This is a genomic window from Paenibacillus sp. NPDC056579 (assembly GCF_042793215.1).
GTDB lineage: Bacteria > Bacillota > Bacilli > Paenibacillales > NBRC-103111 > Paenibacillus_S.
The window spans coordinates 45,491-69,369 of sequence record NZ_JBHTVD010000012.1; the positions used below are offsets into that span (position 1 = coordinate 45,491).

Genomic DNA, 23,879 nt, shown 5'->3' on the forward strand with positions numbered 1-23,879 from the left:
TTTTTTTAAACCACCCCGGGGGGGGCGGGGGCGGGCGGCGCGGGCGCGCGCCCCGCTCCGGGGGGGGGGGGGCCCGCCCCCCCCCGGGTCCCCCCGCCCCCCCACGCCGCCTCGCGCAGCGCGGGCTCGCCCGCTGCTTCGGTGTAGCAGCGGTAGCCTGCAGGCGCGTGCTTCTCGCCGAACAGCAGCGCGTACAGCTCCGGCTGCTGCTTGGGCGGCTCCACCAGCGCGTGCGGCACGCCGAGCCCATGCAGCGCGCGGGCCAGGGCGAGCGCCGCGAACGTGGCGCCTGCGCCGGCGTACAGCGCGCCTACGGCGACGAGCAGCGGCTGCCGCTCCCCCCGCCGGCTGTCCTGCGCCCGCTGCTCCGTGAGCAGGCGCTGCAGCTCGCCGCGCACCTCCGCAGCGCTTTGGCAGCGCGAGTCGGGCTCGGCCTGCAGCAGCTTCTCCACCAGCTCCGCAAGGCCCAGAGGCAGCCCGGCATCGAGCTCGCGCAAATGCTTGCCAGCGGCGTGCCGGTATTGCCCGCCGCTCATCAGGTAGTACATCAGCGCGCCAAGCCCGTACAAGTCGGTCCGCGCATCCGTCTGCCGTCCGGCAAATTGCTCCGGCGCGGCAAAGCCGATCGTGCCGATCGGAACCGTATCGGCATCCTGCCCGATTCGATAGCTGCGCGCAATGCCAAAATCGATCAGCCACAACCGCTCATGCACATCGATCATCAAATTCGACGGCTTCAAGTCCCGATAAATGATCGGATCCTGCAAATGCCCGTGCAAATAGTCCAGCACATCGCACAGCTGCAAAGCATATTCGCTCACTTGGCTTGCCGGCATACGCCGACCTTGCCGCTCGAATCGCTGCAGCAGCGTTTCCCCCTCGATATAATCCATCACCAAATAGTTAAAGCGGCCTTCCCGTTCCGCCCCGTAGTAGTCGACGATATCCGGCAGATTGGGATGGTTCAGCTTGACCAGCATATTGGCCTCGGCGAGGCTGGCGCGGGCTCCCTCCTCCTGCCGGGATTGCTTGACGGCGCGCTTCTTGCCGGGCAAGCGCATATCCTCCGCCAAGTAAACGGTGCTCATTCCTCCTTGTCCGATTAGCGCCTCGATCCGGTATCGCCCTCCAAGCACATCGCCCGGCTTCAGCCTTTGCGGCAGTTCATCCATGCAGATCGCCTCCATCATGTTCTAGTTCCAGCCTTTGATTGTACGGATTCAGCCTGTTTACAGGCTGCACAACCATTTCTGAACAGCAAAAAAAACCGCCCCTCCATGCGACATGCGCATGGCAGAGGCGGTTCTTCCGCTCACGTTTACCAAATGTTGTATATAAATTACCATATATTCCTTACAAATGCAATAAAAAACTCTTTCATGCCCACTGCCTTTTTTTCTCGGTCTTGAACAAGATAGCTAACCGGCCGCTCTGCTTATGTATAAATTCGGACGGTATCGCCCGCATTAACCGTTCCTTCCCGTTCTACGGAACAAACGATGCCCCGCTTCTTCTTGGCTGCCTTTACGAAGGTCGCGGCAATCTCAGGCTTGCCCGTCGCCCGTGCGATCGCTTCCCCCGGACCGATACAGGGCAAATTCTCCCCTTCGCAAATCAGTCCCGTCCCATCGGGGAATAAGAGCCTTGCTCCCTGAGGCAGCAGCGTCAACCCCTCGTACCCGCTTAGCAGCATATTGGCTCCAAGCCATTCCGGAAGCACCTGCTCAATCCCCAGAGCCTCCGCAATTTGGGCGCACTCTTCTGCGGAAACGATACTGATTTGCCTCCGGTTCGCAATCATCGTCCCCCGAGGATAAATGCGCTGTCTCGAATCTGCCGGCCGCAATAGCCCAAAGTGCCGGTCGCCGGGAATCCCTCCAAGCTCAATTGTAATCCGAGGCTCCCGCGACGTAATAAAATGATCGGTATCTCGTGCCGCCAATACCGCATCGGTAACCGCTTCATATACTTTCATTGGCTTCTCCTCCTTAACCATGCCTTTCAGTCGACAAGCATACGGATTCTGTTCCCCAACGCATAATATAAGCTCCGTATTTGTATACCGAACCGGTCATCCCTCTATTATAACTTATCGAATCAGGACGATACTATCCAATGGTCAGTTCCGGATAAAGTTCTGCGAATGATCAATTTTTAGGAAATAATGGGAATTGGATGGATGGGTAATTTTATGCTATTAGGGAAGTCTATGAAGCAATGGAATGAGCACGAAATTACAGGAGGCCATGGGTTATGCATCGTTCAAAAGTGAAAGTATTCGTGCTTTCAAGCTGCATGCTGCTTGCTTTTGGGTCCGCTATAGCGGCGGCGCCGAGCAAAGGGAAAGGACGCCAATATTACGAGAAAAGAGGCGAAGTCGTCTGGGAGGTGCCGACCGAGGAGAAAGTCATTGCTCTGACCTTTGACGACGGCCCCGATCCAGAGGATACGCCGTATATTCTGGATTTGCTGAAGGAATACGATGTCAAAGCGACCTTCTTCATCATCGGCAATAAAGCCGAAAGATACCCCGACTTGGTCAAGAGAGAAGCCGACGAAGGGCATGAGCTCGCCAATCATACGTACAGGCACTTGTATTTCAGCAACAAAGTATCCGAGCGGCAATTCAAAGAGGAATTGAGCAAGACGCAGGAGGCTATTTTTAAAGCAAGCGGGCTTAGACCTCATCTATTCCGGCCGCCTGGCGGGTACTACAACGATACGCTCGTACGAATCGCCAAAAAAGAAGGTTTCAAGGTCGTCATGTGGTCTTGGCATCAAAATACTAACGACTGGAACACGCCAGGCGTTGGCAAAATAACGTCCACCGTGCTCAACAATGCCCGCAATGGCGACATTGTCCTGTTCCATGATTATGTAGAAGGCAAAACGCAAACGATCCCTGCGTTGAAACAAATTTTACCGGAGCTAAGAGACAGAGGCTACCGGTTCGTCACCATTTCCGAGCTTTTGACTTACAGCAAGCATACCCCTGTTAAGCAGGCCGACGATCTGAAATAATGGGCATAAAAGAGAGCAGCCGCCGAAAAAATCGGACAAGCTGCTCTTTTCTTCGTGTTATTTCGTTTTCAAATCTTCAATCGATTCGAGGTTCACATACGAAGGGACGACAAGACCAGTCTTGGTTCCGTTCAAGTTCGGGCCCAAATCTTCAAATTTTCCTTTATACTTGTCGTAATAGTCTTTATGCGTCGTCGGCAGCCAAGCCGCTACAATCGCGTCCGCATCGCCGTTTGAGACTCCGGCCCACATCGGTCCCGCTTCAACCTGAAGCAAATCCACCTTGTAGCCAAGCTTCGTTTCGAGCACCTGCTTGATCACATTCGTGCTTGCGATCTCCGAATCCCATGCGACGTAAGCGAGCTTCAGCTTTTTGCCGTCCGCTTTGGCCGCATCTTTGCTCCAGGCATCGACTTTGGCTGCGTTGCCTTTAACCCATTCCGCAGCCGCTTCCTCCGGCTTTTTCCCGTTCTGGATGTCCACCATCACTTTCGCCATATCCTCAGGCGTCCATTCGAACTTATCCAGCACGCTGTAGGCCGAAGGCTCATCCGTCTTAAGGCCGCTGCGCACAATCGTATGAATTTGCTCGTCTCCGCCGAACACGTTTTTCGGATCCTTTAAATATTTCAAATCGTATTTGCCGAACATCCAGTGCGGAGTCCAGCCGGTGATGATAATCGGCTTTTTGTCCTTGATCGCTTTATCCAAAGCCGCCGTCATGGCTGCGCCCGAGCCCTCGACAAGCTTCCAGTCCTTTAGATCGTAATCCTTGAGTACCTGCGCCGTCGATTTCATAATTCCGGCTCCAGGGTCGATTCCGATAATTTCGTGCTTCACCTGATCTCCGACCGTTTGCGAGGCATTCGCATTCGCATTCGAATTCGTACTTTTGGAACAACCGGATACAATAATAAGTGCAGAAATACTTAGTACTAATATCGATTTAATAGGTTTTAATTTCATATTACCCTCTCCCTTTTCTTTTTCTTTTCATTAAATGCTGTGTCATCCGGTCCAAAAAGATGGCCAAAATGACAATCGCCAGTCCGGCTTCAAACCCTTGCCCCGTTTTAATTTGCGTAACGGCCCTGTAGACGTCGGCGCCAATTCCTTGTGCTCCGATCATGGACGCAATGACGACCATGGATAGAGCAAGCATAAGCGTCTGATTGATGCCTGCCATGATGGAAGGCACCGCTAGCGGCAGCTGAACCTTGAACAGCATTTGCCCGGATGTCGAGCCAAATGCGTCGGCGGCTTCCACCAAATCGGCTGGAACCTGCCTTATACCCAGATTGGTCAGCCGGATCGTTGGCGGAACGGCGAAAATAACGGACGCGATCACTCCGGGTACGACCCCCAAGCCGAAAAAGGTAACGGCGGGAATCAAGTACACGAACGCCGGCATTGTCTGCATGAAATCGAGCACAGGCGTTAATATATTTTGTACTCTCTGGTCCTTGGCGCACAGGATTCCGCTAGGCACTCCAAGCGCTATCGAAATGAGAGCGGAAGTCAGCACCAACGCCAGCGTGTCCATCGTGTGCTCCCAGTAGCCCAGATTGACGATCAAATACATCCCGATCACGGTAAACAGCGCCAGCGGCAGCCTCCCGAACCAATAGGCCAATCCCCCCAGCAAAACTATCATGATAAGTGCCGGAGGCAGGTGCAGCAAGAAGGAGAAGCCTTCAACAATCCCTTCAATGCACCCCGAAACGCCGTCGAAGAAAAACGATAATGACGAGCCCAGCGCATCGACTCCGCTCTCCACCCATTCATCAAGAGGTAGCTTCGGCAGCATGCTCATCCGCCGTCACCTCCTTCACCGGCGAATATTGCCCTGCTAATGCCCCCAGCACGGCTCCGCGCACAATGACGCCGACAATACGGCCAGTCTCATTAATAACGGCAACGGGATATTTGGCCGTCCCGCTTATTTCAAACAATTCGTTCAGCAGCATCTCCGGCGCTACGGTAGGAACGTTCCGGATGACGATATCCTCCAGCGTCCGGCCTTCCCGCGCAGCCGCGGAAGCATCCTCCGCCGTAATAACGCCGATCAGCCGCTTGGACCGGTCAACGACGAACAAGTTCGATATGCCGCTTTCGCGCATAAGCTGAAGGGCAACGCGCGGCCCGCGGTCCAGAGCGATCGTTTCCGGTCTCCGCATGACGTGCGCCGCTGTCAGCACTTTCGACAAATCCACATCTTCGACGAACCGTTCCACGTATTCGTTGGCCGGATTGATCATAATCTCTTCCGGCGTGCCGATCTGTACGATGGCTCCGTCCTTCATAAGCGCGATCCGGTCTCCGATTCGCAGCGCTTCATCCAGATCGTGCGTAATGAAGACGATCGTTTTTTTCATCGTTTCCTGAAGCTCCAGCAGTTCGTCCTGCATATCCTTGCGAATAAGCGGATCCAACGCGCTGAACGCCTCATCCATGAACAAAATATCCGGGTCGTTGGCAAGCGCTCTCGCAAGACCGACCCTCTGCTGCATGCCTCCGCTCAACTGGTCGGGATAGCCGTGCTCCCAGCCCTTCAAGCCGACCAGCTCCAGCGACGCCATCGCCTTTTCCCTGCGGACCGCTTTGTCTATGCCCTGAACCTCCAGGCCGTATTCCGCATTTTCAACTACGGTGCGATGCGGGAACAAGGCGAATTTTTGAAAAACCATGCTGATCTGCTCTCTCCGTACCCGCCTCAGCTCCTCTTGATTCATCTTGACGATGTCTTTGCCGTGCACGGCAATCGATCCGGCCGTCGGCTCAATCAGACGGTTCAAGAGACGGATGAGCGTGGACTTCCCGCTTCCCGACAAGCCCATAATGACGAAGATCTCCCCAGGCTCGATCGTAAAGCTGACTTTGTTGACCCCTATCGTATGCTTCGTTTCTTTGTAAATCTGCTCTTTCGACTTCCCATTCGCAAGGTGCATCAGCGCACTTTCCGGATTAGGGCCGAACACCTTCGTTAGCTCCTTCACCTCGATAATGGCCAAGGTATCACCTCATTCCAGTTTGTTTCCAGTTCACTTAACTAAGTGTAAAGAAAGCACTCTGATGAGTCAACACTTTTTTTAGTTTATTTCGTACGTACAGAAAAAACTGTACAATGTTTTATTTCATTTCCTCCCGTATGCTCCGTTATGTTTGCTTAACGGCCGCTTTACAATCGTTGCATTGTTTTTTACAATAGTCGTGAGTTCTAATCAGGCGGGCGATCCGGATTTAGGACATCGACAGAGGAGAGTGTGCAATATGGACGGGCTCGAAGGAATGACACCCGAGCAGGAAATCGCGATTCAGAAAGCGCGTAAGCGCGTCATTGAGTCCATCGGCAAAAATATGGATTTGTACGGGATCACTCTGTCCCACGGACTTTTATACGGTTTGATGTTCTTCCAAAATAAACCGATGACGCTTGACGATATGGGCAAGGCCATGGAGATGAGCAAGACGAGCATGAGCACGGGGATTCGTACGCTGCTCGATCTGAAGATGGTCAATCAGGTGTGGGAAAAAGGATCGCGGAAAGATCTTTATGAGGTGGAATCGGACTGGTATCAAACCTTCGCCGATTATTTCGGAATCAAGTGGCGCAAAGCGGTGGAAATTAACCAGCAGTCGCTGCGCAAGTCATTGGCCGAGCTGCGCGATTTGACGGACCGTTATCCGGACGATGAATCGTTTCAAGCCCAGCTGGCCGCCGATACGCATAAAATCAAAGAAGCTCTTGCCTACTACGCTTGGCTCGGAAAGCTTATAGATTCGTTCGAATCCGGAGACATTTATCAGTTTATTCCCAAGGAAGCGCCCGACAACGACGGCAAATAAGCCAACCATAGAGCGACGTACTTCAAGAGTGAGGAAAAACAAAAAAGCCAAGCGATCGATAAGATCCTTGGCTTTCTATTTTACCGCATCAGCCCTCGCCGCCATCCGCCGCACCGAGCGCCCTCATGATAAACAGACAGGCGTATTCCGCCGTTTCCTCTACGGTAGCTTCCCGCCCGGCTAAGAGCGGCTGAAGCATGGTCGCTTTTTTCATCGACAAGGCCGTGCTTACAACGAAAATCAAAGTGTGGTCCAACGATTCATAGCGAAACCGTCCGGCCTGCTTTCCCTTTTCGAGCATCTCCCTTATTTTCATCCAGAAGGGTAACGTCCGCTCTTGAATTTGCGGCGCACGCTGCGAGTTCGCAGCAAACTCCTGCTGAATGATGGAAGCCAGCTCCGGGTCGTTCATGCAAAACCATACGATCTCCCGGATCAGCAGCCCTAGCCCTTTCACCGGCTCTCTTAGCTGCTCCTCCACCTCATGCAGGCGATGACCGACGAAAAAATAATCGAACAAGGCATGGAACACTTTTTCCTTGCCGCCAAAATAGTACGAAACCAGCGCTACATTCGCGCCCGCTTCTTCACAAATTTGCCGGACGCTTGTTCCGTCAAACCCTTGCAGAGCAAACAGCTTTTTGGCTGCCAGCAAAATGCGTATTTTCATATCCGATTCCGCGTGTGCCATTGGTATCTCCTTACATATTCCTTTATGAGAGCTCCCAGCTGCAAGCCATGCTCTTTTCTTATTGCTGCATTTCTTCTATTATGAAACTTTATTGGGCGGAGCGCAAGCGATTGCAAAGCAGCTGCATTCACTCCCGTACGGTACTTATTTATCCTAATGGATGCAACAATAACCGCCCGTTCGTCGTCCATCATTCCGGGAGAGGTAATCCCATCATTGTAGAGAGGACCATGCATTGTGTACGACATAGCGATTTTAAGTTATACCGGTATTGTCATTCAGACCGTAGCGCTTATCGGGCTCTATTTCATCTACCGGAAACGGGAACACCTGGAAAATGGATTTGCCTTGAAGCTGTTAGGCTATTTTATGCTCGGCTGCTTCTCCTTCAGCTGGAACTCTCTGTCCATCCCGCTTGGAATAGCGGCATATTTGTTGTGTTTCCGCCCGGTATTGAATCCGGCTCCGAAACGCAAAGCCGTATTTGTCGGCTTCCTGGTGTTTTTGAGCGGCTTCGTCTATCATCTGCTGCCGGACCATTATGTGTCCAGCCACCAAGTGGACGTTCCTGCATCCGACTCGAACATTTACCAGATGAACTGGAAGAGCGACTGGAACGAAATATCCCGCTACACCGGAACCGATGCCATCGTACAGGACGTCCGCGTCAACTTCGAGCCTGACGGGACGCTCGAGCAGTTAAACATGAATTTGGTCCGCGATTCGAATACGGATCATGCCGTTTACTATGCCATCACACTTGACCCGGATCAATCCGAATATCGTATTCAGTACAGCCAGACGCACCCTAAAGATCCGAGGAAGCCTTCCGTCTCAACGAACGGCGGCACAGGCCCGTCACGTCCGCTCTCCGTTCAGCATGTCCGAATGGCTTCCCTGATCCAAACGTTGACCGATCATTCCGTTAAAGACCTGCTGCCTCCCGGGCAAGCCGATGGAAACGGATTCGGTATTTCGGTAGACGGGCAGCTTTGGAGCAGCCATGTCCCCGGTCCGTCCGAAACGGCTTTTGCGATCGACAAAAAAAAGATCCAGCCGCTTGAATCCGGACAGCCGGTTCCGCTGCCTTCTTTTTACCGGATTCTCTTTTACCGTATGGTAAAAGAACCGCCTCAGTATACCAAAGACGGATCGTACACCTTAAGCAGCCGCAGCGAGCAGACCCGTCATTGCTACGTTGCTCCTTAATCCGGCGGGCGGGTTAGGCTCGGGATAATTCCGGCCGGGAAGGAGCGGTACGTGCGCCCGTTTCTTTGCGCAAGCCGACTGCCGCGGTAGCCAGCACCCCGCATACCAGGGCGATGATCGCCAGCGCCCCTGCATCGGAGCCTGCTCCCGGTCCACCGAACAAGATGTTCATCATTCCTTCGACGGCATACGTAGCAGGCAAATAATCGCTTAGCGTCAAATAGAAGCCCGACAGCAGCTCCCGCGGCACCATCGCTCCCGAAGAGACGAGCTGAACGGACAGCATCGCTATGTTAAACAGCATTCCCGCCATGCCGAAAGCAAGCAGGAACAACTGGGAGAACAGCATAAACGTGAACAAAAATAACGTCTGGAACAGCCACATCGCCACAAAGCCCCCGGCCGATTCGCCCCCAAGAGCCATCACAAGCGAGCAGCCTACCAATGCAATTACGACGGATGAAACGATGTTGATAACCATTCTGGCACCAAATTTGCCCCATTTACCCGTTAATTCGGTAGATGGGATCGATAGCGTCGACTGCTGCAAATTCATCCCCATAATCATTGTGCCGACGAAGGAAGCTAGCACCAGCATCATAGGAATCATTTGATTCGCCATATTGCGGACCGGATGCGTATATTCGATGGCCCCCTGCACTTTGTCCGCGATCCCCTGAGCGATCCCCTGAGCGATCTCTTGGGCTTGCTGCGGAGCCATATTCGTTTGCGCCAAAACAGCCTGCGCTCCCGCCGCTGCAGCTTCTTTGTTCACCGTCGTGGTGATGCCATTGGCGACACCTTGCATGATGCTTTTGATTAAAGCAGGATTGGATTCGTTGATCGTGTAGCCGATCTGCCCTTTTTGTCCGGCGGATTGAAGCTGCCGGGTAAAATCGGCCGGTATGTGAAGCACCATTTGCACGTCTCTCCGTTCCAATTGGGCCAGCGCTTCCGTATGGGACGCTTCCTCACGGATCTCGAAAGGCAGGCTTGCCTTTACTTTCTCGGCGATGGCACGGCCCATTCCGCTGTCCTCGTTCACTACAGCAATTTTCAGATGCCTGGTATTGTCCGTAACCCCTGCGTATCCGGTCATCCAGATGACGCTAAAAATAATTTGGAACATCATGGCCGTAACGATCCCTATGATCGTCGTCGGTCTTTTCAAATACTCGCGCAGCGCAGGCAGCATGTATGAATCTCTCCTCTATGTAGGTCTTAAACGTTTATTTTAATTAAACGTTTGTTTAAATAATAAAAGCTATATGTCGGTCCTGTCAACAGCTTCTCGGTTTTATGGCTCGCCGCCGCCGAAGGCCACCCGCGAAAGGCTCCCCACCCCCACCCGAAAGAGTAAGGAGCCTTCCCATCATGGCAGTAGCAGCGCGTTAATCAGCACGCGCATTACCTACTGTGTCATTTTAAGCCGCAGCGCAAGATGATCACGAGCAGAATGAACAGAACCAGAATTGTTCCTGCTGATGATACCCCGCCTACATGGCAACCATGATGGTGATGTTTTTTCGGCCCGTAAATGTTGATTTCTTCGTAGCTGGCGTGAACATTAACCGGTCCCATAGGGTAAGACATTGGCGCAGTCATTGGTGCAGATATTGGCGCAGGACCCATAGGCATTTGCATCGCAGGGGAAGTCATTGGCATTGGCATCGGTTTGTATTTTTCCATGAGGACACCTCCGTAATTTGTAGGGCGTGCTCCTATCGAACACACCAACAGTCTATGGCAATACACCTACTTGGAACACGGCTATTCACCCATATCCCGAAAAATTAGACACTAGCCCTTGAAAAAGCGGTACAAACGCAGTTTCGTACAAGCAACTTTTGGGAATAAAATGCGTCAAAATAGTTAATAAATATTTCCACAGATGGAAAAGCGCTAGCAAGCTTGTCCCCTTTTCCTCTGGAGGCTAAGCATCATGCTTTCGAAGTAAGTTTTGCTCCTCGCAAAACTCAGTAATGCTTTCGAAGCCAGCTTTCCTTTGGAAAGCTCTTAGGAGGGATCCCATGAAAAAAACGCACGAAACCAAGCCGGAGCCGGCACGAACCGATTCCGAAGCCGAATACGTCAATCCTCTAATGCTGGATATGCAAAAAATCGAAGGCGGCGGAACGCCGAAAAAGGCCGACTTGGATTCCATGCCATCCCCAATCCGATATTTCGGCTACTTTTTCTTTGCCTCGGCAACCATCATGCTGATCGTCGGGTTATGGATGCAATTTATGAAGTAAAGCGGCTGCAGCTTGATTGAAGCCTTAAGCGTTAGCGTCATTTATAAGTCAAAGCCTGAACGACATGCGAAATATGCGCAAAAAGCAGGGAAGCCCGCACTGCCGCGGACTTCCCTGTAAGCGCTTTTATAGCGTTAAATGGCCCAATATCACTTGCTTATCCGCACCCGTCACCGCCGGCAAATTGCCGGGCTTGCCCATCAGCGACTGGTGCCCCAGCACGGCAAAGGCAATCGCCTCGCGCGCATCGTCCTGCATGCCGTGTTCGGCAGTGGTCGAAAGCTTCGTGCTGTCCGGGAGCATGCTGCGCATCATGGAGAGCATCGTCTTATTATGCGAGCCTCCGCCCGAAACAATCACTTCCCCGATCCCCGTTGCCGGAAAAACAAATTGCTCGTACGACTGTACGATCGATCGGGCCGTCAAAGCGGTCGCCGAGGCGGCAATATCTTCAAAGCGGAGCTGTCTGCGTCTGCCTTCCGCCAAAAAACGTGCAGCGTAGCCGGAGCCGTATACTTCCCTGCCCGTGCTTTTGGGAGGAACCCGCCGATAAAACTCGTCGCTGTCGTAAAACAATGCAACCAGCTCCTCACAAACCTCGCCCGAGGCGGCAATGGCTCCGCCTTCATCGTACTGCAGCCTGCCTCCGCTCTCTTCACGGACCAATGCGTCGACGACCATATTGCCCGGCCCGGTATCGTAAGCGTACACCTCTTCACCGGTTGAACGTGCCGGAATGACGGTGGCGTTGCCGATGCCGCCGATATTTTGCACGATGCGCCCCTCACCCGGATGTCCGAACAGAAGGCTGTCCAGATATGGAGCGAGCGGTGCTCCTTCACCTCCCGCAGCCATATCGCGGGCACGCAGATTGCCAATGACGGGGATGCCCGTTCGTTCGGCGACCACGGCGGTTTCGCCAATCTGCAGCGTCGAGCGGACAGCTACAGGTCCGGTCGGACCCGGGAAATCGCTCCGCTCCGGCGCATGCCAAATCGTCTGGCCATGCATGCTTATCGCATCGACCTCCGACGGCTTCATCCCCGCCGATTGCAATAGAAGCTGAACCGCATGGGCATACCATTCGGACACCCCGAAGTGGGCCGTTACAAGCTCATCCAACCTAGCGGTGTCGACCGCGCACAAGCGGATGAGCCTATCGCGAAGCTCCTTAGAGAACGGAACGTATTGGAATGCTGCCATGCTTAAAGACTTGATAGTGCCTCCTGAATCAGCACCGGTATCCGTATCGATTTGAACCAAAGCCGCATCCACACCGTCCAGCGATGTTCCGGACATAATGCCGATAACAAAATGCCGTTGTTTGGCTCTATATGACGACCACATCGGAAAACTGCCTTCCCTCACAACCGACTCCCTCCCCATCCTGCTTGATATTCGGGGCTGAGCGTTACAGGCAGCCGGCCTTTGGCCGGAATAGCCCCGATCAAGCATCTAGCGATGCTTTGCAATGCCAGCGGCCGCGATTCATAGGCGGCGAGATACGTTGATATATCCGGGAATTGTTTTATATCGTAAGGATTACGAAGAGCTACAACAATCAGCCGTTTCCCCGTCCTCTGCAGCTCCTTGACCAGCTGTACTTGACCGGGATGGAACGATGCATTGTAGGTGCCGACGACGATTTGCTCGAAGCGTTCCGCCAGCTCGTGCAAGACTTCAAGCTCTTCGCCTGCTTTCGAGGCGGGAATCATCCGTTCTTCAGTCCGAATTCCGGCGGCCGATAACGCTCTGCCCAAGGTCAGCGGCATATGAAGCGTTTCGTCGACAACGGACGAAACCGCCGCCTCCATCTGGATCACCAGCGTATCCGCATGCCGCAAGGGCAAATAGCCGTTGTCGTCCTTCACTAGAGTCATGCTGGCCTCACTTATCACTCTTGCCTTCTCCCTGTGCTCCCGGCTCCCTACCTGCTCGATCGCCATAGGGGCATTCGCCTCTGCGAGCCGTTTTCTCTTGAGCGCCAGCAGCCGTTCTACAGAGCGGTCGATCCGCTCCTCGCTGATTATTCCGGACTCCACCGCCGCAACAATCGCTTCGATAGCGCCTATCTGCAGCTCGTAGCGATGGCTGATCAAGATGCAGTCGGCCCCCGCCTTCACGGCCATGACGGCCGCCTGCACCGTTCCGAAATGGTCCGAAATCGCCTGCATTTCCATGCAATCCGTGACGATGACGCCGCCAAACCCAAGCTCCTCCCTCAGCAAGCCGGTTAGTACGGCAGACGACAGCGTGGCCGGAAGCTTACTCGATTCGAAGGCCGGAGAAACGATGTGCGACGACATAATCGCCTCCACGCCGGCATCTATCGCCTCATGGAACGGCAGCAGCTCCACCTGATCAATCCGTTCCCGCGGGTGGCTGATCGTCGGCAGATCGAGATGCGAGTCGACATTCGTGTCCCCGTGCCCCGGGAAATGCTTGGCGACAGCCACGACACCGGCATCCCGATAACCTCGTATTGCCTCAGCTCCAAAGTCAGCCACTGACTGCGGAGACTCGCCGAACGAGCGAACACCGATAACCGGATTATCCGGATTGACGTTCACGTCCAAATCCGGCGCAAAGTTCATATTAATCCCAAGCGTCCTTAGCTCTTGGCCGCATAGATTCGCCGCATCGTATGCCGCACCCGGATCGCCGCCCGCCGATATCGCCATTTGACCCGGCATCAAGGCGACTCCTTCGGTAATCCGCGCTACCATGCCGCCTTCCTGATCGATAGAGATCCACAGCGGGATGTGGCCGGAGTTTAAGGCAGCCTGTTGAAGCTTATCCGTCAAAGCTGCGACCTGGTTCACGTCTTGAACGTTGCGGGCGAACAATATGACCCCGCCCAAGTGATGCTTCTCGATCAGCTCTATTATTTCCTTGCTTGGCTCCAAGCCGTCGAAGCCGGCCTGAATCATTTGTCCGACCTTTTGCCTCAAGTCCATTGCAGCCAATGCCGTACTGGTAATATGAGCCTTTTCCACCACTACGCATCCACTCCATATAAAAGATAGGGCTGCCGGGTTCGCTCCCATTCGCCAGTTTGACTGTCCCATGCAGAGATGATGCCCTGAAGCCCCTCCGGCTTATGGATAGCGGTCCGAACCGCATCGCTTCCCGACAAATAATCGATGAAAGGTTTGCGCCCTTCCTTGAACGGAGCGATCCATTCAAACTCCGTCGGGTGCATGTCGATCACCGTATGCAAAAGATACAGCGCGCTCATTACGGACCGGTACGAGCCCGGAGAAGTCACGAATGCCTGAACCCCGCCACACAGCTGCCCTTGATGCTTGGAGAACATCGGCGTAAATGTTACCGGATGGTAATGCACGCCGGGAAGCTGCAGACGGCTCATACGCTCGCACAGACGGCGGCCGTCGATCCATGGCGCTCCGATCAATTCGAACGGACGCGTCGTTCCTCTGCCTTCCGAAACGTTCGTTCCCTCGAACAAGCAATGCCCGGCATACACTCTTACCGTATCCATCGTCGGCATATTAGGCGAGGGCATCAGCCACGGCAAGCCCGTTGCAGGATATTCCATCCCGCGCCGCCAGTTCAGCATCGGGATGACCTGCAGCTCACAAGGCTTCTCGAGCCGCGAATTGAAATAACGGGCGAACTCGCCGATGGTCAAGCCCGTGCGAAACGGAACGGGCCCGGCGCCTACCATCGACTCGAACCCCGGCTGAAGCAGCCCGCCCTCACAGACGATGCCGCCGAGCGGATTCGGGCGATCCAGCACAACGAGACGCTTGCCATACTGCGCACATGCCTCCAACATATAAGCAAGCGTGGTCAGATACGTATAAAAACGCACGCCCAAATCTTGAATGTCAAAAATGACGGCGTCGACCGTGCTCATCATTTCTTCGGTCGGCTTTTTGTTCGTTCCGTACAGGCTGAACACGGGGATGCCGAGCAGCGGATCCGTCTCATCCTCGAACAGCACCCCGGCCTGCTTCTCTCCGCGGATTCCATGCTCGCAAGCGAACAACGCTGTCAACACGGCAGAAGACGCGCTTCCGCATACATCGATGAGCGATTCGAACCGGCTCGTTATTCCGGTAGGATTGGTCAGCAATCCGATCCTTAGCCCGCCGATGACCTCCTTTTCCAGCGACAGAAGCCGGTCTGCCCCTGTCACTACCTCGCAAGTGTACGTCATACAGCACTATCCCTCCCTGAGAAACAGCTTCGAGGCGTCGGCAGACAGCCTGCCGTTCTCGCTCCCGCCGGCTTCGTCTTCCTTGCCTGGCAGCACGTTAGCCGTAATTTGATTCAGGAACATGCCGAGCATGCCCAAGTACAGGCAGCCGAAGCCGATTACGGTAAGCCCCAGCAGCAGCGCCATGCTGACCGCCTGAATGAAGGCGCCGAGCGTATACATGGGGTGGGCGACGAACAGCTTCATGCTCCTGCCCATAGCGGTAAATATGCCCGCCTTCTCCTGCACAACCAGTGGAAGCACATACAGCTGCGATACGAAAAACATCGCGACAAAATACGTCTGAAACACAGCCAGGGTCAAATACAGCGTGCCGTTTTTGCTGCCGTAATACCACCAGGACGATACGAGGATCAGCACGAATAAAGCGCAGACGAGCCCGAACAGCAGGGAAGGAAGATAATATTTCCCGGCTCCGGCCAGCATCGCACGAATTCCCGCCCGCTCCCCCTGCAGCTTGCGGTGACAGGCGTAAATGACGCCGGTGCATAAAGGTACATACAGAACAATAAGCGCGATGACGGCGAAAGCGACAGGGAGCAGCAGTACAACCGGAACAAGCACGGCCGAGCTGATCATGCTGAGAAGAAAGACGAATATGATTTCGCGATATACCTGCACCCCGGTTCGGGCTACCATTTCGCTAAGCTTACGCATACCGGACACTCCTTTCTAGCGCTTAAGGCAATTTGCCGATGACAATTCTCGCTTCCGTCTCCGGATCGAAAAAATGCAGCTTGTTGCGATCGAACGCGAACAGCTTCATTTGTCCTACGGCGGCGTCCGTTTCCGGATGTACCCGGGCCGTGACCATACGCTGGCCGACTTTGAAATAAAGCAAGTTTTCCGCGCCCAAATTTTCCACAACCTGTACGACGGCGCGGATTTTATGCTCGCTTGCCGATGGCGGGGCGAACTCTTCGCCGTAAACATGCTCGGGACGTATACCCATAACGATGCTTTTCCCTTCATAGGCTTTCAAGCCTTTTGCCAGCTCGTCACTCAGAGCGAACGAAGCCCCTTCTACATGCGCTTTGCCGTTATCGATCCGCGCATCCATGAAATTCATCGCGGGCGAACCGATAAACCCTGCAACGAACATATTGTTCGGTTCATTATACAGCACCGTAGGCGATGCGACTTGCTGAATCAAGCCCTGATTCATGACGACAATCCGCTCGCCGAGCGTCATCGCCTCGACCTGATCGTGCGTCACGTACACAATCGTCGCTCCCAGCCTTTTGTGAAGCTCCGCCAGCTCCACCCGCATTTGAATACGCAGCTTCGCGTCCAGATTGGACAGCGGCTCGTCGAACAGGAATACCTGCGGATTACGCACGATCGCCCGTCCGACCGCGACCCTCTGCCGCTGGCCGCCGCTTAATTCCTTCGGCTTGCGATCGAGCAGCGCATCCAGACCGAGAATCGTTGACGCCTCATTCACTTTGCGTTCGATCTCGTCCTTGGGGCGTTTCAAATTCCGCAGCCCGAACGACAAATTTTCCTTGATCGTCATATGCGGGTACAGGGCGTAATCCTGAAACACCATGGCAATATCCCGGTCTTTGGGATGCATTTGGTTGACGACCCGGTCTCCGATGTAAATATCTCCGCTCGTCTGCTTTTCCAATCCTGCAATCATGCGAAGCGAGGTCGTTTTTCCGCAGCCGGAAGGGCCGACGAAGACGACGAATTCTTTATCTTCAATGACGAAATTCGAATCAGCTACCGCTGTGAAGCTTCCTCTTTTTTCATCTACATATTCTTTGCGGACGTTTTTGAACACCACTTGTGCCATCGTTTCCTCCCCCTAGCCTTTCACAGCTCCGATAGTAATGCCTTGCAAGAAATATTTTTGCAGCGAGAAAAACAAGATGATCATCGGCAGCGCCCCGATGGTAGCTCCCGCCATGATTGCGCCGTAATCCGTCGATTCCGCAAATTTGAAGCTGGCCAAACCTACCTGAATCGTCCTCATATCGTTGCTTCGGGTAACCAGGAAAGGCCAGAAAAAGTCGTTCCAGTTGGCGACAAACGTGAAAATCGCAAGAACCGCAAGCCCGGGCTTAGCCATAGGCAGGATCACCTTCGAGAAAATACCGAATTCGCTGCAGGCATCGATTCGGGCAGCATGAATGAGCGACGTAGGCAGGGTGGACATATACTGCTTCATCAGAAAAATATTCCCTACGCTGACGAGCGTCGGCACAATCATCGCCGTATACGTGTCCGCCAGATCGAAGACGTTAATGACAAGAACATAAAGCGGAATCAAGGTCACCTGCGCCGGAATCATCATCGTGCCGAGCAGTACCCAGAAGATCGCATTGCTGCCCGGAAACTTCAGCTTGGCGAAGGCATATCCCGCAAGAGATGCGAACAGCAGGTTCGATACCGTCAGCACCGAGGAGACGAACAACGAGTTCAACAGCCATTTGATCGCCATCGTCTTGGAAAAGAACCGCTCGTAAGGAGCGATCGACCATATGTCCGGGATCATCTGAGGCTTGAACGAGGCGGAAGCCATGGAATCCTGAAATGAACCGATAACCATCCAGTACAGAGGGACGATCGTAATGAACGCCCAGAACGAGAGCACGCAGACGGTAATGCTTATGAAAATCACTTTGGCTTTGGTACTCAACACGTCACCCCCTAGTACTCAATGTCCGATGAGAAATATTTGAACTGCACGATGGATATGAGAATGATGATGGCAGCGAGCACGAACGATTGAGCCGACGCCAATCCGAAATCGTAGAACACAAACGCGGTTTGGTAAATCAAATACGCAATCGTCGTCGTGGCAAAGTTCGGACCGCCCTGAGTCATCAAATAGACGCTAATAAACACCTGGAACGACGTAATGACCCCTGTCACGAGCAAATAAAGCGTCGTCGGCTTCAAGAGAGGCCAAGTAATCTTGGTAAACTTCGCCCAGCCGCTGGCATGGTCGATATCCGCCGCTTCATACAGCGATTTCGGAATGCCTCCCATAGCTGCCAAATATAAAATGATCCCGCCCCCGTGGGAGCCGAGGTAAGTCATCAGCATGAGCGAAAACAGGGCGCTGTTCGACTTTCCCAGCCAAATGACCGGATCGAGTCCGAACCAGCTTAATACGGTATTCATAAGCCCCGTAGGGGTCGGATCGAAGATGGCCAGCCAGACGAGCGAGATCGTAACGCCGGAAGCGACTCCCGGCAAATAGAGCGCCGCTTTGAAGAACGTCTGCCACGACTGCTTCATCTGAAAAATAAAGAAGGCCAGCCCAAAGGTAATGATAATATTAACCGGAACGGTGCCTACCGTGAAAATAACGGTGTTTTTCAGCGACTTCCAAAACACCTCGTCCATGAACATATACCGGTAATTGTCCAGTCCCACCCATGTCGTCTTCATGACCGTGTGCTTTTGGAAGCTCATCATAAACGCCGAAATGACCGGGTAGAGCGTAAAGATGAGAAACAGCAGCACCGGGACAAGAATGAACAAATAAGCCCAGCCGTATTCCCTTATAAACTGCCTGACGGGAGAAGCCGTTCGTTGGTCCTTGACGGAGCGATTCGGTACCGGATGTGAATTGTGCATCGCCATTCTCCTTATTCCTTATTTCTTGTAAGCCACCCCTTGCACAGGGAAAAAAGGAGCCCCATATGAGCTCATATAGGGCCGCCGGATTTCTTACTGACCAAAAATTTGTTTCCCTTTCGCCTTGAATTCCTCGGCAATCTGCTCAGGCTTCTTCTCGCCTGCGAGCAATGCCTGGAACGCCGGCTTCTGCACCTGCTCTTGGAACTGCTTCAGCTTCGTCGATTTGTCGACATCCAGCTCGCTCTCGATGGAAGTAACCGTGCTCTTGGTAAAGTTTTGCGCTGCTGCCCAGTTGTGAGGCGTCGCCTTGCTTTTGCCCTCGAACAGTTTGGCTTGGGATTTGCGGACGAACGGCAGATTCAGCTCGTTAGAGGAATTGCCGGCCTTCGCTCCGCTAAGTGCCTCCATGACGAGGAAGGCGTTTTTGGCGTGCTGCTCGCCTTTATCGTTCTTCTGTTTAAACATCACGTAGCCTTCGCCCATGACGTACGTTTTGCCCGGAGCGCTCTCATGGTGAGGAACCGGCAGGTAAATGTAGTCGATCTTCTCGCCCTTCACTTTGCCTGCGTCGATATCCTTGTTGCGGTTCGCAATGATCGTATCGTAATAAGGCAGCGCCTTGCTGATGACAGCCGCTTTGCCGTCATACAGCATTTGCGTTCTTTGTTGCGGAGACAATGCGCCGGTTTCCTTCGGCATGATGCCTTCCTTCATCAGCGTATCGATGAATTTCAAGGAATCGAGGATTTTATTGTCGTTCCAAATAAAGTTGCCTTTGGCATCAACAACTTCGACCAGTCCGGCATTTTTCGTAATCATTTGGCTGAAGTCGAGACTCGTGCCGTCGGTAGCAAGCCCATATTGCATCGATCCGTCAGGGAGCTTCTTCGTCAGCTTTTTGCCGATTTCAATAAACTCCGACCAGGTCCAGCCCTTCTCCTGAATCTTCTTCCAATCGACTCCTGCTTCCTCCAGAATTCGCTTGTTGCCGCCCCAAGCCCATTGTCCCTGCGTCAAAGGCAGACCGTATTGCTTGCCTTGAATTTTACCGAGTTCGAGAGTGCCGGGCAGGTAGTCGTCCTTAATTTCCTGAGTCAAATACTTGTCGAGCTGGATAGCCAAGCCCGTATTCACGTAATGGCCGGATACGGCATGATAATACAGATCCGGCGGATCTCCGGCGTTCAGCGCCACGTCGAACTTCTTCGGTCCTTCCGCCCAGGAGAGCATTTCCGTTTCCACCTTGATGTGCGGATACTGTTTATTGAAATCGGCAACCAATTCCTTCAAGTCTTTCTCATAATCCAAATGAACGGGATAAGTCCATACCTTAACTACGTCAGGCTTGTTGTCGTCCTTGGCCGGCGGAGCCGCCGTATCGCCCTTCGGCTGTTCCGTCTTTGAGCAAGCGGATACGACTACAAGACTCCCGGCGAGCGTTAGTGCCAATAATTTACTAACCTTCATACGTCCATCCCCCAGTACATGGTTTTATTTATGATATTTCGTAAAACCGTTCTCCAGCTCGCGTATCGCTTGACGACTTCTATCCAGGAACATGACGGACTTCTCGTAATTGTCGCTGGCTACGGCGAGATACAAAATGTCGATGACATTCAGCTGAGTCATTCTTGATGCCATAGCGCCGCTGCGGATTTCGTTCTCCGTGGACGAAATGCATAGCGGAATATCCGTGAACGCTCCGAGCGTCGTGGCGCCGTATTTGGAAATGCTAATGGTCGTCGCTCCATTCTGCTTCGCGGCTCGGAGTGAAGCAATGACCTCCCGCGTCTCTCCCGAGTAGCTGATGCCTACGGCGACATCGTCCTCTGTCAGCGTTACCGCCGAGGTCAACTGCACGTGCGGATCGGCAAAGCAGAAGCACATCTTGTTGATGCGCAAAAACTTTTGCTGCGCGTCCTGGCCTATCAGATTGGAAGCTCCTATTCCGTAAAAATAAATGCGTTTGGCTCGACGGAGCGCTTCAACAGCGCGGCTTACCTGATTCAGATCCAAAATTTTGACCGTATCGCGTATCGATTGGATGTTGTTGTTAGATACGTTGTGCACAATAGTTTCGATGGAATCGTTCGAACGAATTTCTTGATAGCCGTGACTTTCCGCGGCGGCCTCCCGCAGATCTCCCGCAACCTTAAGCTTCAAATCCTGATAGCCTTTGACACCCATCGATTTGCATAGTCTGACGATGGCCGCCTGGGAGGCGCCGCTGAATTCGGCAAGCTGTGCGACCGACAGCTCGATCATGCTACCCGGGTGCTCCAAAATATATTCCGCTACCTTCTTCTCTGAAGGGGTCAGATGCTCTATGATTTCCCGTAACCGGACAAGCCCCCCATTCAAAACTCACACCCTCTTTCATGTTATATTAAATTACATAGTACGTATTGTTTTTGTAGGTCTCTGTTATTGATTACGTTTTCAATGAGTCGATTATACAATACATAAAATTTTATATCAATACAATTTTATTTTCATGAAATTTTATTTTACAAACCTAAATTCTTACTTTATACTCTAAATCAAAACTATGCGGGCTCTTTGTCCCCGGTCGAGAGAAGCGGCTGCTGTTTACAGTCGACAGTCCTTTCATTGGACCCTAACCTATTTATAAAGGAGCAAACTTATGTCCAATTTATTGAGCGAACTCACGACGGAACAACGCAATGAACATACGACCCACATCGACAGGCTCTCGTCCGAGCAGATCGTTGCCCTCATCAATGAAGAAGATAAGAACGTGACCATTGCCATTGAGCAAATAACGCCTTTCATCGCCAAAGCTGTGGATATCATTGTTGGCGCTTTCAAACGGGAAGGAAGATTGTTTTATGTCGGAGCCGGAACAAGCGGCCGTCTCGGCATCCTCGACGCATCGGAATGTCCGCCTACATACGGGACGATCCCGTCCATGGTGCAGGGTATTATTGCAGGCGGCGACCAGGCGATCAAGGAATCGGTCGAAGGCGCTGAGGATAACCCGGAACTGGGAGCCCGGGACATGGATACCTACGGCGTCACCTCCCTGGATGTCGTAGTCGGCATAGCCGCCAGCGGCAGAACTCCCTATGTGCTCGGCGCAATGAAGCGCGCGAAAGAAATCGGTGCCAAAGTGATCGGCTTATGCAATAATGAACATACACCTATGGTACAGACCGCGGATTTAATGCTGGAGGCTGTTGTCGGACCGGAAGTCATTCTTGGCTCTACCCGTATGAAATCAGGCTCCGCTCAGAAGCAGATTCTGAACATTTTGACTACCGCCTCTATGATTCAAATGGGAAAAGTGTACGAGAATCTTATGGTCGACGTCATGCCTTCGAACGAAAAGCTCGTCTTCCGCGCTAAACGAATCATCAGCATGGCGACCGGAGCGTCGGAGGAAGCCGTCCATCAAGCGTTCGTCCAATCCGGCGGCCATGTGAAAACGGCTATCGTCATGATTTTGGCGCAGGTGGATTATAACGGGGCGAAACAGCTGCTGGAGCAAACCAATGGTTTCGTACGCCTGGCCCTATTGCAGGCAGAAATGGAAGCAACGGAGCACATTAAGGGAGGAATGTAGGATGTTGGAAATTCGGACGGTCCGTCCGGAAGAGATGAACGATGCCATTGCATTGTCGGATGCCGTATTCCGGGATTCGGAGCAGGTGTCCATGGGAACCGCGTTCCCGGACGTGTTCTCCACAAGCTTGGGACAATCGTACGGCGCGTTCGATAACGGAAAGCTTGTTTCCTTCATGGGCCTTGTGCCCGGTGTCATTCGTATCGGGCAAGCCCGCGTTAACGTTTATTTGCTGGGCTCGGTATGCACGCACACCGAACACCGCGGCCAAGGCTACGCCAGCCAAATTCTCGAGCGCATCTTCGAGCATATCGATAAAGCGGGAGCTTCCCTGCTGCTCGTATCCGGGGGACGCTCCTTGTACACTCGCGTCCATTGCCTTCCCTACGGGCAAATTCAGCGCTTCTCGCTGAATGCCGAGTCGACGGGGCAGCTGCAGGACAGCTCCGGACAGCTGACGCTGCGCGAGCTTGCGCCAACGGATTGGCTGCACCTGCACAAGCTGGCCGCAGCCCGGACCGCTGCCTTCGAGCAAAGCGTCTTTGATATCGCCAAGCTGATACAGAGCGAGGCGATCGTCAGCTGCATCAAGATGAAGCATCGCGTAGTGGTTGCCCAGAAAGCAGGCGTCCCTGTCGCCTACGCGGTCATTGCCGTTCCGAATCCGCCTTACACAAACAAGCGGACTCCGTTCGTTGTCGAGCATGCCGGCGATGCGCAAGCGATCGCCATGCTTGCAGACTATGCGCGTGAGCGATATGGATTGAGCGAAATTCGCGTCGCCGTATCCCCGCATGAAACCGGGCTGTTGGAAGCAATGGCGCCATTCGAATCGAAAACGGAGAAAAACCAGGGAACGGTCAAGATCGTCAGCCTTCCACGCTTACTCGAGCAATTGCAGCCCTATTGGCAGGGCCATCCTGGAGCGGCGCAAGCTCTGCAATCGTTGTCGGTCGAAGCTCTGGAGGAGGACATGATCCGTCTTACCGTACACGGACAGTCCTTCACGCTGAATCCGCAGCAGGTCATCTCGCTCGTATTTGAAGGCGACCTCCCATCGGAAGCCGATCCCCAGGCTGCTTCAGCGCTGTCGGCCCTGTTCCCGGTTCCGTTTCCTTTCACGGATGGGCTTAATTACGTGTAAACGTATTTCCCGCACGTTCGCTCGGGTGGTTAACATCAATAGCCATTAAAAAAACAGCCGGAGACATGAGTATCATGTTCCGGCTCAGGCTGTTGATAAACCTGGCTTACCCGTTGTTTAGTTGCAACGGACCGTAGATCCTTTATTTTACCCAAAATGGCTCAGTATGCAGGGTGATCGGACTCTAGATCCCTTATTTCGTGAAAATACACATGTTTCTCAGGTAAAACTAGCAAATAACGGACTCTCGGTCCGATCGCATTCCAAAAGCAGCATCATTTCAGGAAATAACG

At 53.3% G+C, this 23,879-nt stretch carries 23 protein-coding genes; 6 read left to right on the forward strand and 17 right to left on the reverse strand.

Annotated features, from left to right (window positions below; all coding sequences use genetic code 11):
- Positions 1-5 precede the first annotated feature (5 nt).
- Entirely contained in the window at positions 6-1,172 is a 1,167-nt protein-coding gene (locus ACFQ88_RS32495; RefSeq protein ID WP_379461028.1) for a serine/threonine protein kinase, read from the reverse strand.
- A 263-nt stretch (positions 1,173-1,435) separates the two neighbouring features.
- Positions 1,436-1,975, reverse strand: coding sequence for an MOSC domain-containing protein (locus ACFQ88_RS32500; protein WP_379461030.1), 540 nt, complete (start codon positions 1,973-1,975; stop codon positions 1,436-1,438).
- A gap of 320 nt (positions 1,976-2,295) precedes the next feature.
- Between ACFQ88_RS32500 and ACFQ88_RS32505 the strand changes: the two genes are divergently transcribed.
- Positions 2,296-3,021, forward strand: a complete 726-nt coding sequence (locus ACFQ88_RS32505) for a polysaccharide deacetylase family protein (RefSeq protein ID WP_481857627.1) — start codon at positions 2,296-2,298, stop codon at positions 3,019-3,021.
- A gap of 57 nt (positions 3,022-3,078) precedes the next feature.
- Here ACFQ88_RS32505 and ACFQ88_RS32510 read toward each other — a convergent pair whose 3' ends face one another.
- Genes ACFQ88_RS32510 through ACFQ88_RS32520 form a run of 3 tightly spaced genes read right to left on the reverse strand, consistent with a single transcriptional unit; the run spans position 3,079 to position 6,032 of the window.
- Positions 3,079-3,987: a glycine betaine ABC transporter substrate-binding protein gene (locus ACFQ88_RS32510; RefSeq protein ID WP_379461032.1), complete on the reverse strand. Its 909-nt coding sequence runs from the start codon at positions 3,985-3,987 to the stop codon at positions 3,079-3,081.
- A gap of 1 nt (position 3,988) precedes the next feature.
- A complete protein-coding gene (locus ACFQ88_RS32515; RefSeq protein ID WP_239629607.1) occupies positions 3,989-4,834 on the reverse strand; it encodes an ABC transporter permease in 846 nt (281 codons plus the stop codon).
- Positions 4,806-6,032: a quaternary amine ABC transporter ATP-binding protein gene (locus tag ACFQ88_RS32520; protein WP_379461035.1), complete on the reverse strand. Its 1,227-nt coding sequence runs from the start codon at positions 6,030-6,032 to the stop codon at positions 4,806-4,808. Before ACFQ88_RS32520 ends, ACFQ88_RS32515 begins: the two co-directional genes overlap by 29 nt.
- 259 nt (positions 6,033-6,291) lie before the next feature.
- Here ACFQ88_RS32520 and ACFQ88_RS32525 point away from each other — a divergent pair, with 259 nt between their 5' ends.
- Complete coding sequence (locus ACFQ88_RS32525; protein WP_379461037.1) at positions 6,292-6,867, forward strand: GbsR/MarR family transcriptional regulator; 576 nt, start codon at positions 6,292-6,294, stop codon at positions 6,865-6,867.
- 88 nt (positions 6,868-6,955) lie between these two features.
- Here ACFQ88_RS32525 and ACFQ88_RS32530 read toward each other — a convergent pair whose 3' ends face one another.
- Positions 6,956-7,558, reverse strand: coding sequence for a TetR family transcriptional regulator (locus ACFQ88_RS32530; protein ID WP_239629612.1), 603 nt, complete (start codon positions 7,556-7,558; stop codon positions 6,956-6,958).
- 237 nt (positions 7,559-7,795) lie between these two features.
- On the opposite strand from ACFQ88_RS32530, the gene ACFQ88_RS32535 reads away from it, so the two are divergent.
- A complete protein-coding gene (locus tag ACFQ88_RS32535; RefSeq protein WP_379461039.1) occupies positions 7,796-8,767 on the forward strand; it encodes a hypothetical protein in 972 nt (323 codons plus the stop codon).
- A gap of 13 nt (positions 8,768-8,780) precedes the next feature.
- Here the strand turns inward: ACFQ88_RS32535 and ACFQ88_RS32540 are convergent, their stop codons facing one another.
- Entirely contained in the window at positions 8,781-9,962 is a 1,182-nt protein-coding gene (locus ACFQ88_RS32540; protein ID WP_379461041.1) for a YhgE/Pip domain-containing protein, read from the reverse strand.
- Between the two features lie 224 nt (positions 9,963-10,186).
- Positions 10,187-10,456 (reverse strand): hypothetical protein, encoded by a 270-nt coding sequence (locus ACFQ88_RS32545; RefSeq protein ID WP_239629618.1) that lies wholly within the window; start codon positions 10,454-10,456, stop codon positions 10,187-10,189.
- Between the two features lie 341 nt (positions 10,457-10,797).
- Here ACFQ88_RS32545 and ACFQ88_RS32550 point away from each other — a divergent pair, with 341 nt between their 5' ends.
- A complete protein-coding gene (locus ACFQ88_RS32550; protein WP_239629621.1) occupies positions 10,798-11,022 on the forward strand; it encodes a hypothetical protein in 225 nt (74 codons plus the stop codon).
- Positions 11,023-11,148: 126 nt separating this feature from the next.
- On the opposite strand, the gene ACFQ88_RS32555 is transcribed toward ACFQ88_RS32550, so the two are convergent.
- The 9 genes from ACFQ88_RS32555 to ACFQ88_RS32595 all read right to left on the reverse strand — a co-directional run bounded on the left by ACFQ88_RS32555 (position 11,149) and on the right by ACFQ88_RS32595 (position 21,220).
- Entirely contained in the window at positions 11,149-12,390 is a 1,242-nt protein-coding gene (locus ACFQ88_RS32555; RefSeq protein ID WP_379461043.1) for an anhydro-N-acetylmuramic acid kinase, read from the reverse strand.
- The gene (nagZ, locus tag ACFQ88_RS32560; protein WP_379461045.1) at positions 12,387-14,018 is read right to left on the reverse strand and encodes a beta-N-acetylhexosaminidase; all 1,632 of its coding nucleotides are present in this window, start codon (positions 14,016-14,018) and stop codon (positions 12,387-12,389) included. Before nagZ ends, ACFQ88_RS32555 begins: the two co-directional genes overlap by 4 nt.
- A gap of 2 nt (positions 14,019-14,020) precedes the next feature.
- Positions 14,021-15,205: an exo-beta-N-acetylmuramidase NamZ family protein gene (locus ACFQ88_RS32565; protein ID WP_379461047.1), complete on the reverse strand. Its 1,185-nt coding sequence runs from the start codon at positions 15,203-15,205 to the stop codon at positions 14,021-14,023.
- 6 nt (positions 15,206-15,211) lie between these two features.
- Positions 15,212-15,922, reverse strand: coding sequence for a hypothetical protein (locus ACFQ88_RS32570; RefSeq protein WP_379461049.1), 711 nt, complete (start codon positions 15,920-15,922; stop codon positions 15,212-15,214).
- A 22-nt stretch (positions 15,923-15,944) separates the two neighbouring features.
- Complete coding sequence (locus tag ACFQ88_RS32575) at positions 15,945-17,063, reverse strand: ABC transporter ATP-binding protein (RefSeq protein ID WP_379461051.1); 1,119 nt, start codon at positions 17,061-17,063, stop codon at positions 15,945-15,947.
- A gap of 12 nt (positions 17,064-17,075) precedes the next feature.
- The gene (locus ACFQ88_RS32580; protein WP_379461345.1) at positions 17,076-17,819 is read right to left on the reverse strand and encodes a carbohydrate ABC transporter permease; all 744 of its coding nucleotides are present in this window, start codon (positions 17,817-17,819) and stop codon (positions 17,076-17,078) included.
- Between the two features lie 101 nt (positions 17,820-17,920).
- Complete coding sequence (locus ACFQ88_RS32585; RefSeq protein WP_239629635.1) at positions 17,921-18,856, reverse strand: carbohydrate ABC transporter permease; 936 nt, start codon at positions 18,854-18,856, stop codon at positions 17,921-17,923.
- A 93-nt stretch (positions 18,857-18,949) separates the two neighbouring features.
- Positions 18,950-20,326: an ABC transporter substrate-binding protein gene (locus ACFQ88_RS32590; RefSeq protein WP_379461053.1), complete on the reverse strand. Its 1,377-nt coding sequence runs from the start codon at positions 20,324-20,326 to the stop codon at positions 18,950-18,952.
- A gap of 24 nt (positions 20,327-20,350) precedes the next feature.
- Positions 20,351-21,220, reverse strand: a complete 870-nt coding sequence (locus ACFQ88_RS32595; protein WP_239629639.1) for a MurR/RpiR family transcriptional regulator — start codon at positions 21,218-21,220, stop codon at positions 20,351-20,353.
- 283 nt (positions 21,221-21,503) lie between these two features.
- Here ACFQ88_RS32595 and murQ point away from each other — a divergent pair, with 283 nt between their 5' ends.
- Both murQ and ACFQ88_RS32605 read left to right on the forward strand, forming a co-directional pair.
- On the forward strand, positions 21,504-22,442 hold the full coding sequence (gene murQ, locus ACFQ88_RS32600) for an N-acetylmuramic acid 6-phosphate etherase (protein ID WP_379461056.1): 939 nt from the start codon (positions 21,504-21,506) through the stop codon (positions 22,440-22,442).
- Between the two features lies 1 nt (position 22,443).
- On the forward strand, positions 22,444-23,586 hold the full coding sequence (locus ACFQ88_RS32605; RefSeq protein ID WP_379461058.1) for a GNAT family N-acetyltransferase: 1,143 nt from the start codon (positions 22,444-22,446) through the stop codon (positions 23,584-23,586).
- Positions 23,587-23,879 lie beyond the last annotated feature (293 nt).

Bases quoted from the DNA above. Each gene is read 5' to 3' on its own strand.
- ACFQ88_RS32495 (WP_379461028.1), bottom strand. From the start codon at position 1,172: ATGGATGAACTGCCGCAAAGGCTGAAGCCGGGCGATGTGCTTGGAGGG.
- ACFQ88_RS32500 (WP_379461030.1), bottom strand. From the start codon at position 1,975: ATGAAAGTATATGAAGCGGTTACCGATGCGGTATTGGCGGCACGAGAT.
- ACFQ88_RS32505 (WP_481857627.1), top strand. From the start codon at position 2,296: ATGCTGCTTGCTTTTGGGTCCGCTATAGCGGCGGCGCCGAGCAAAGGG.
- ACFQ88_RS32510 (WP_379461032.1), bottom strand. From the start codon at position 3,987: ATGAAATTAAAACCTATTAAATCGATATTAGTACTAAGTATTTCTGCA.
- ACFQ88_RS32515 (WP_239629607.1), bottom strand. From the start codon at position 4,834: ATGAGCATGCTGCCGAAGCTACCTCTTGATGAATGGGTGGAGAGCGGA.
- ACFQ88_RS32525 (WP_379461037.1), top strand. From the start codon at position 6,292: ATGGACGGGCTCGAAGGAATGACACCCGAGCAGGAAATCGCGATTCAG.
- ACFQ88_RS32530 (WP_239629612.1), bottom strand. From the start codon at position 7,558: ATGGCACACGCGGAATCGGATATGAAAATACGCATTTTGCTGGCAGCC.
- ACFQ88_RS32540 (WP_379461041.1), bottom strand. From the start codon at position 9,962: ATGCTGCCTGCGCTGCGCGAGTATTTGAAAAGACCGACGACGATCATA.
- ACFQ88_RS32545 (WP_239629618.1), bottom strand. From the start codon at position 10,456: ATGGAAAAATACAAACCGATGCCAATGCCAATGACTTCCCCTGCGATG.
- ACFQ88_RS32550 (WP_239629621.1), top strand. From the start codon at position 10,798: ATGAAAAAAACGCACGAAACCAAGCCGGAGCCGGCACGAACCGATTCC.
- ACFQ88_RS32565 (WP_379461047.1), bottom strand. From the start codon at position 15,205: ATGACGTACACTTGCGAGGTAGTGACAGGGGCAGACCGGCTTCTGTCG.
- ACFQ88_RS32570 (WP_379461049.1), bottom strand. From the start codon at position 15,922: ATGCGTAAGCTTAGCGAAATGGTAGCCCGAACCGGGGTGCAGGTATAT.
- ACFQ88_RS32575 (WP_379461051.1), bottom strand. From the start codon at position 17,063: ATGGCACAAGTGGTGTTCAAAAACGTCCGCAAAGAATATGTAGATGAA.
- ACFQ88_RS32580 (WP_379461345.1), bottom strand. From the start codon at position 17,819: ATGGTTATCGGTTCATTTCAGGATTCCATGGCTTCCGCCTCGTTCAAG.
- ACFQ88_RS32585 (WP_239629635.1), bottom strand. From the start codon at position 18,856: ATGCACAATTCACATCCGGTACCGAATCGCTCCGTCAAGGACCAACGA.
- ACFQ88_RS32590 (WP_379461053.1), bottom strand. From the start codon at position 20,326: ATGAAGGTTAGTAAATTATTGGCACTAACGCTCGCCGGGAGTCTTGTA.
- murQ (WP_379461056.1), top strand. From the start codon at position 21,504: ATGTCCAATTTATTGAGCGAACTCACGACGGAACAACGCAATGAACAT.
- ACFQ88_RS32605 (WP_379461058.1), top strand. From the start codon at position 22,444: ATGTTGGAAATTCGGACGGTCCGTCCGGAAGAGATGAACGATGCCATT.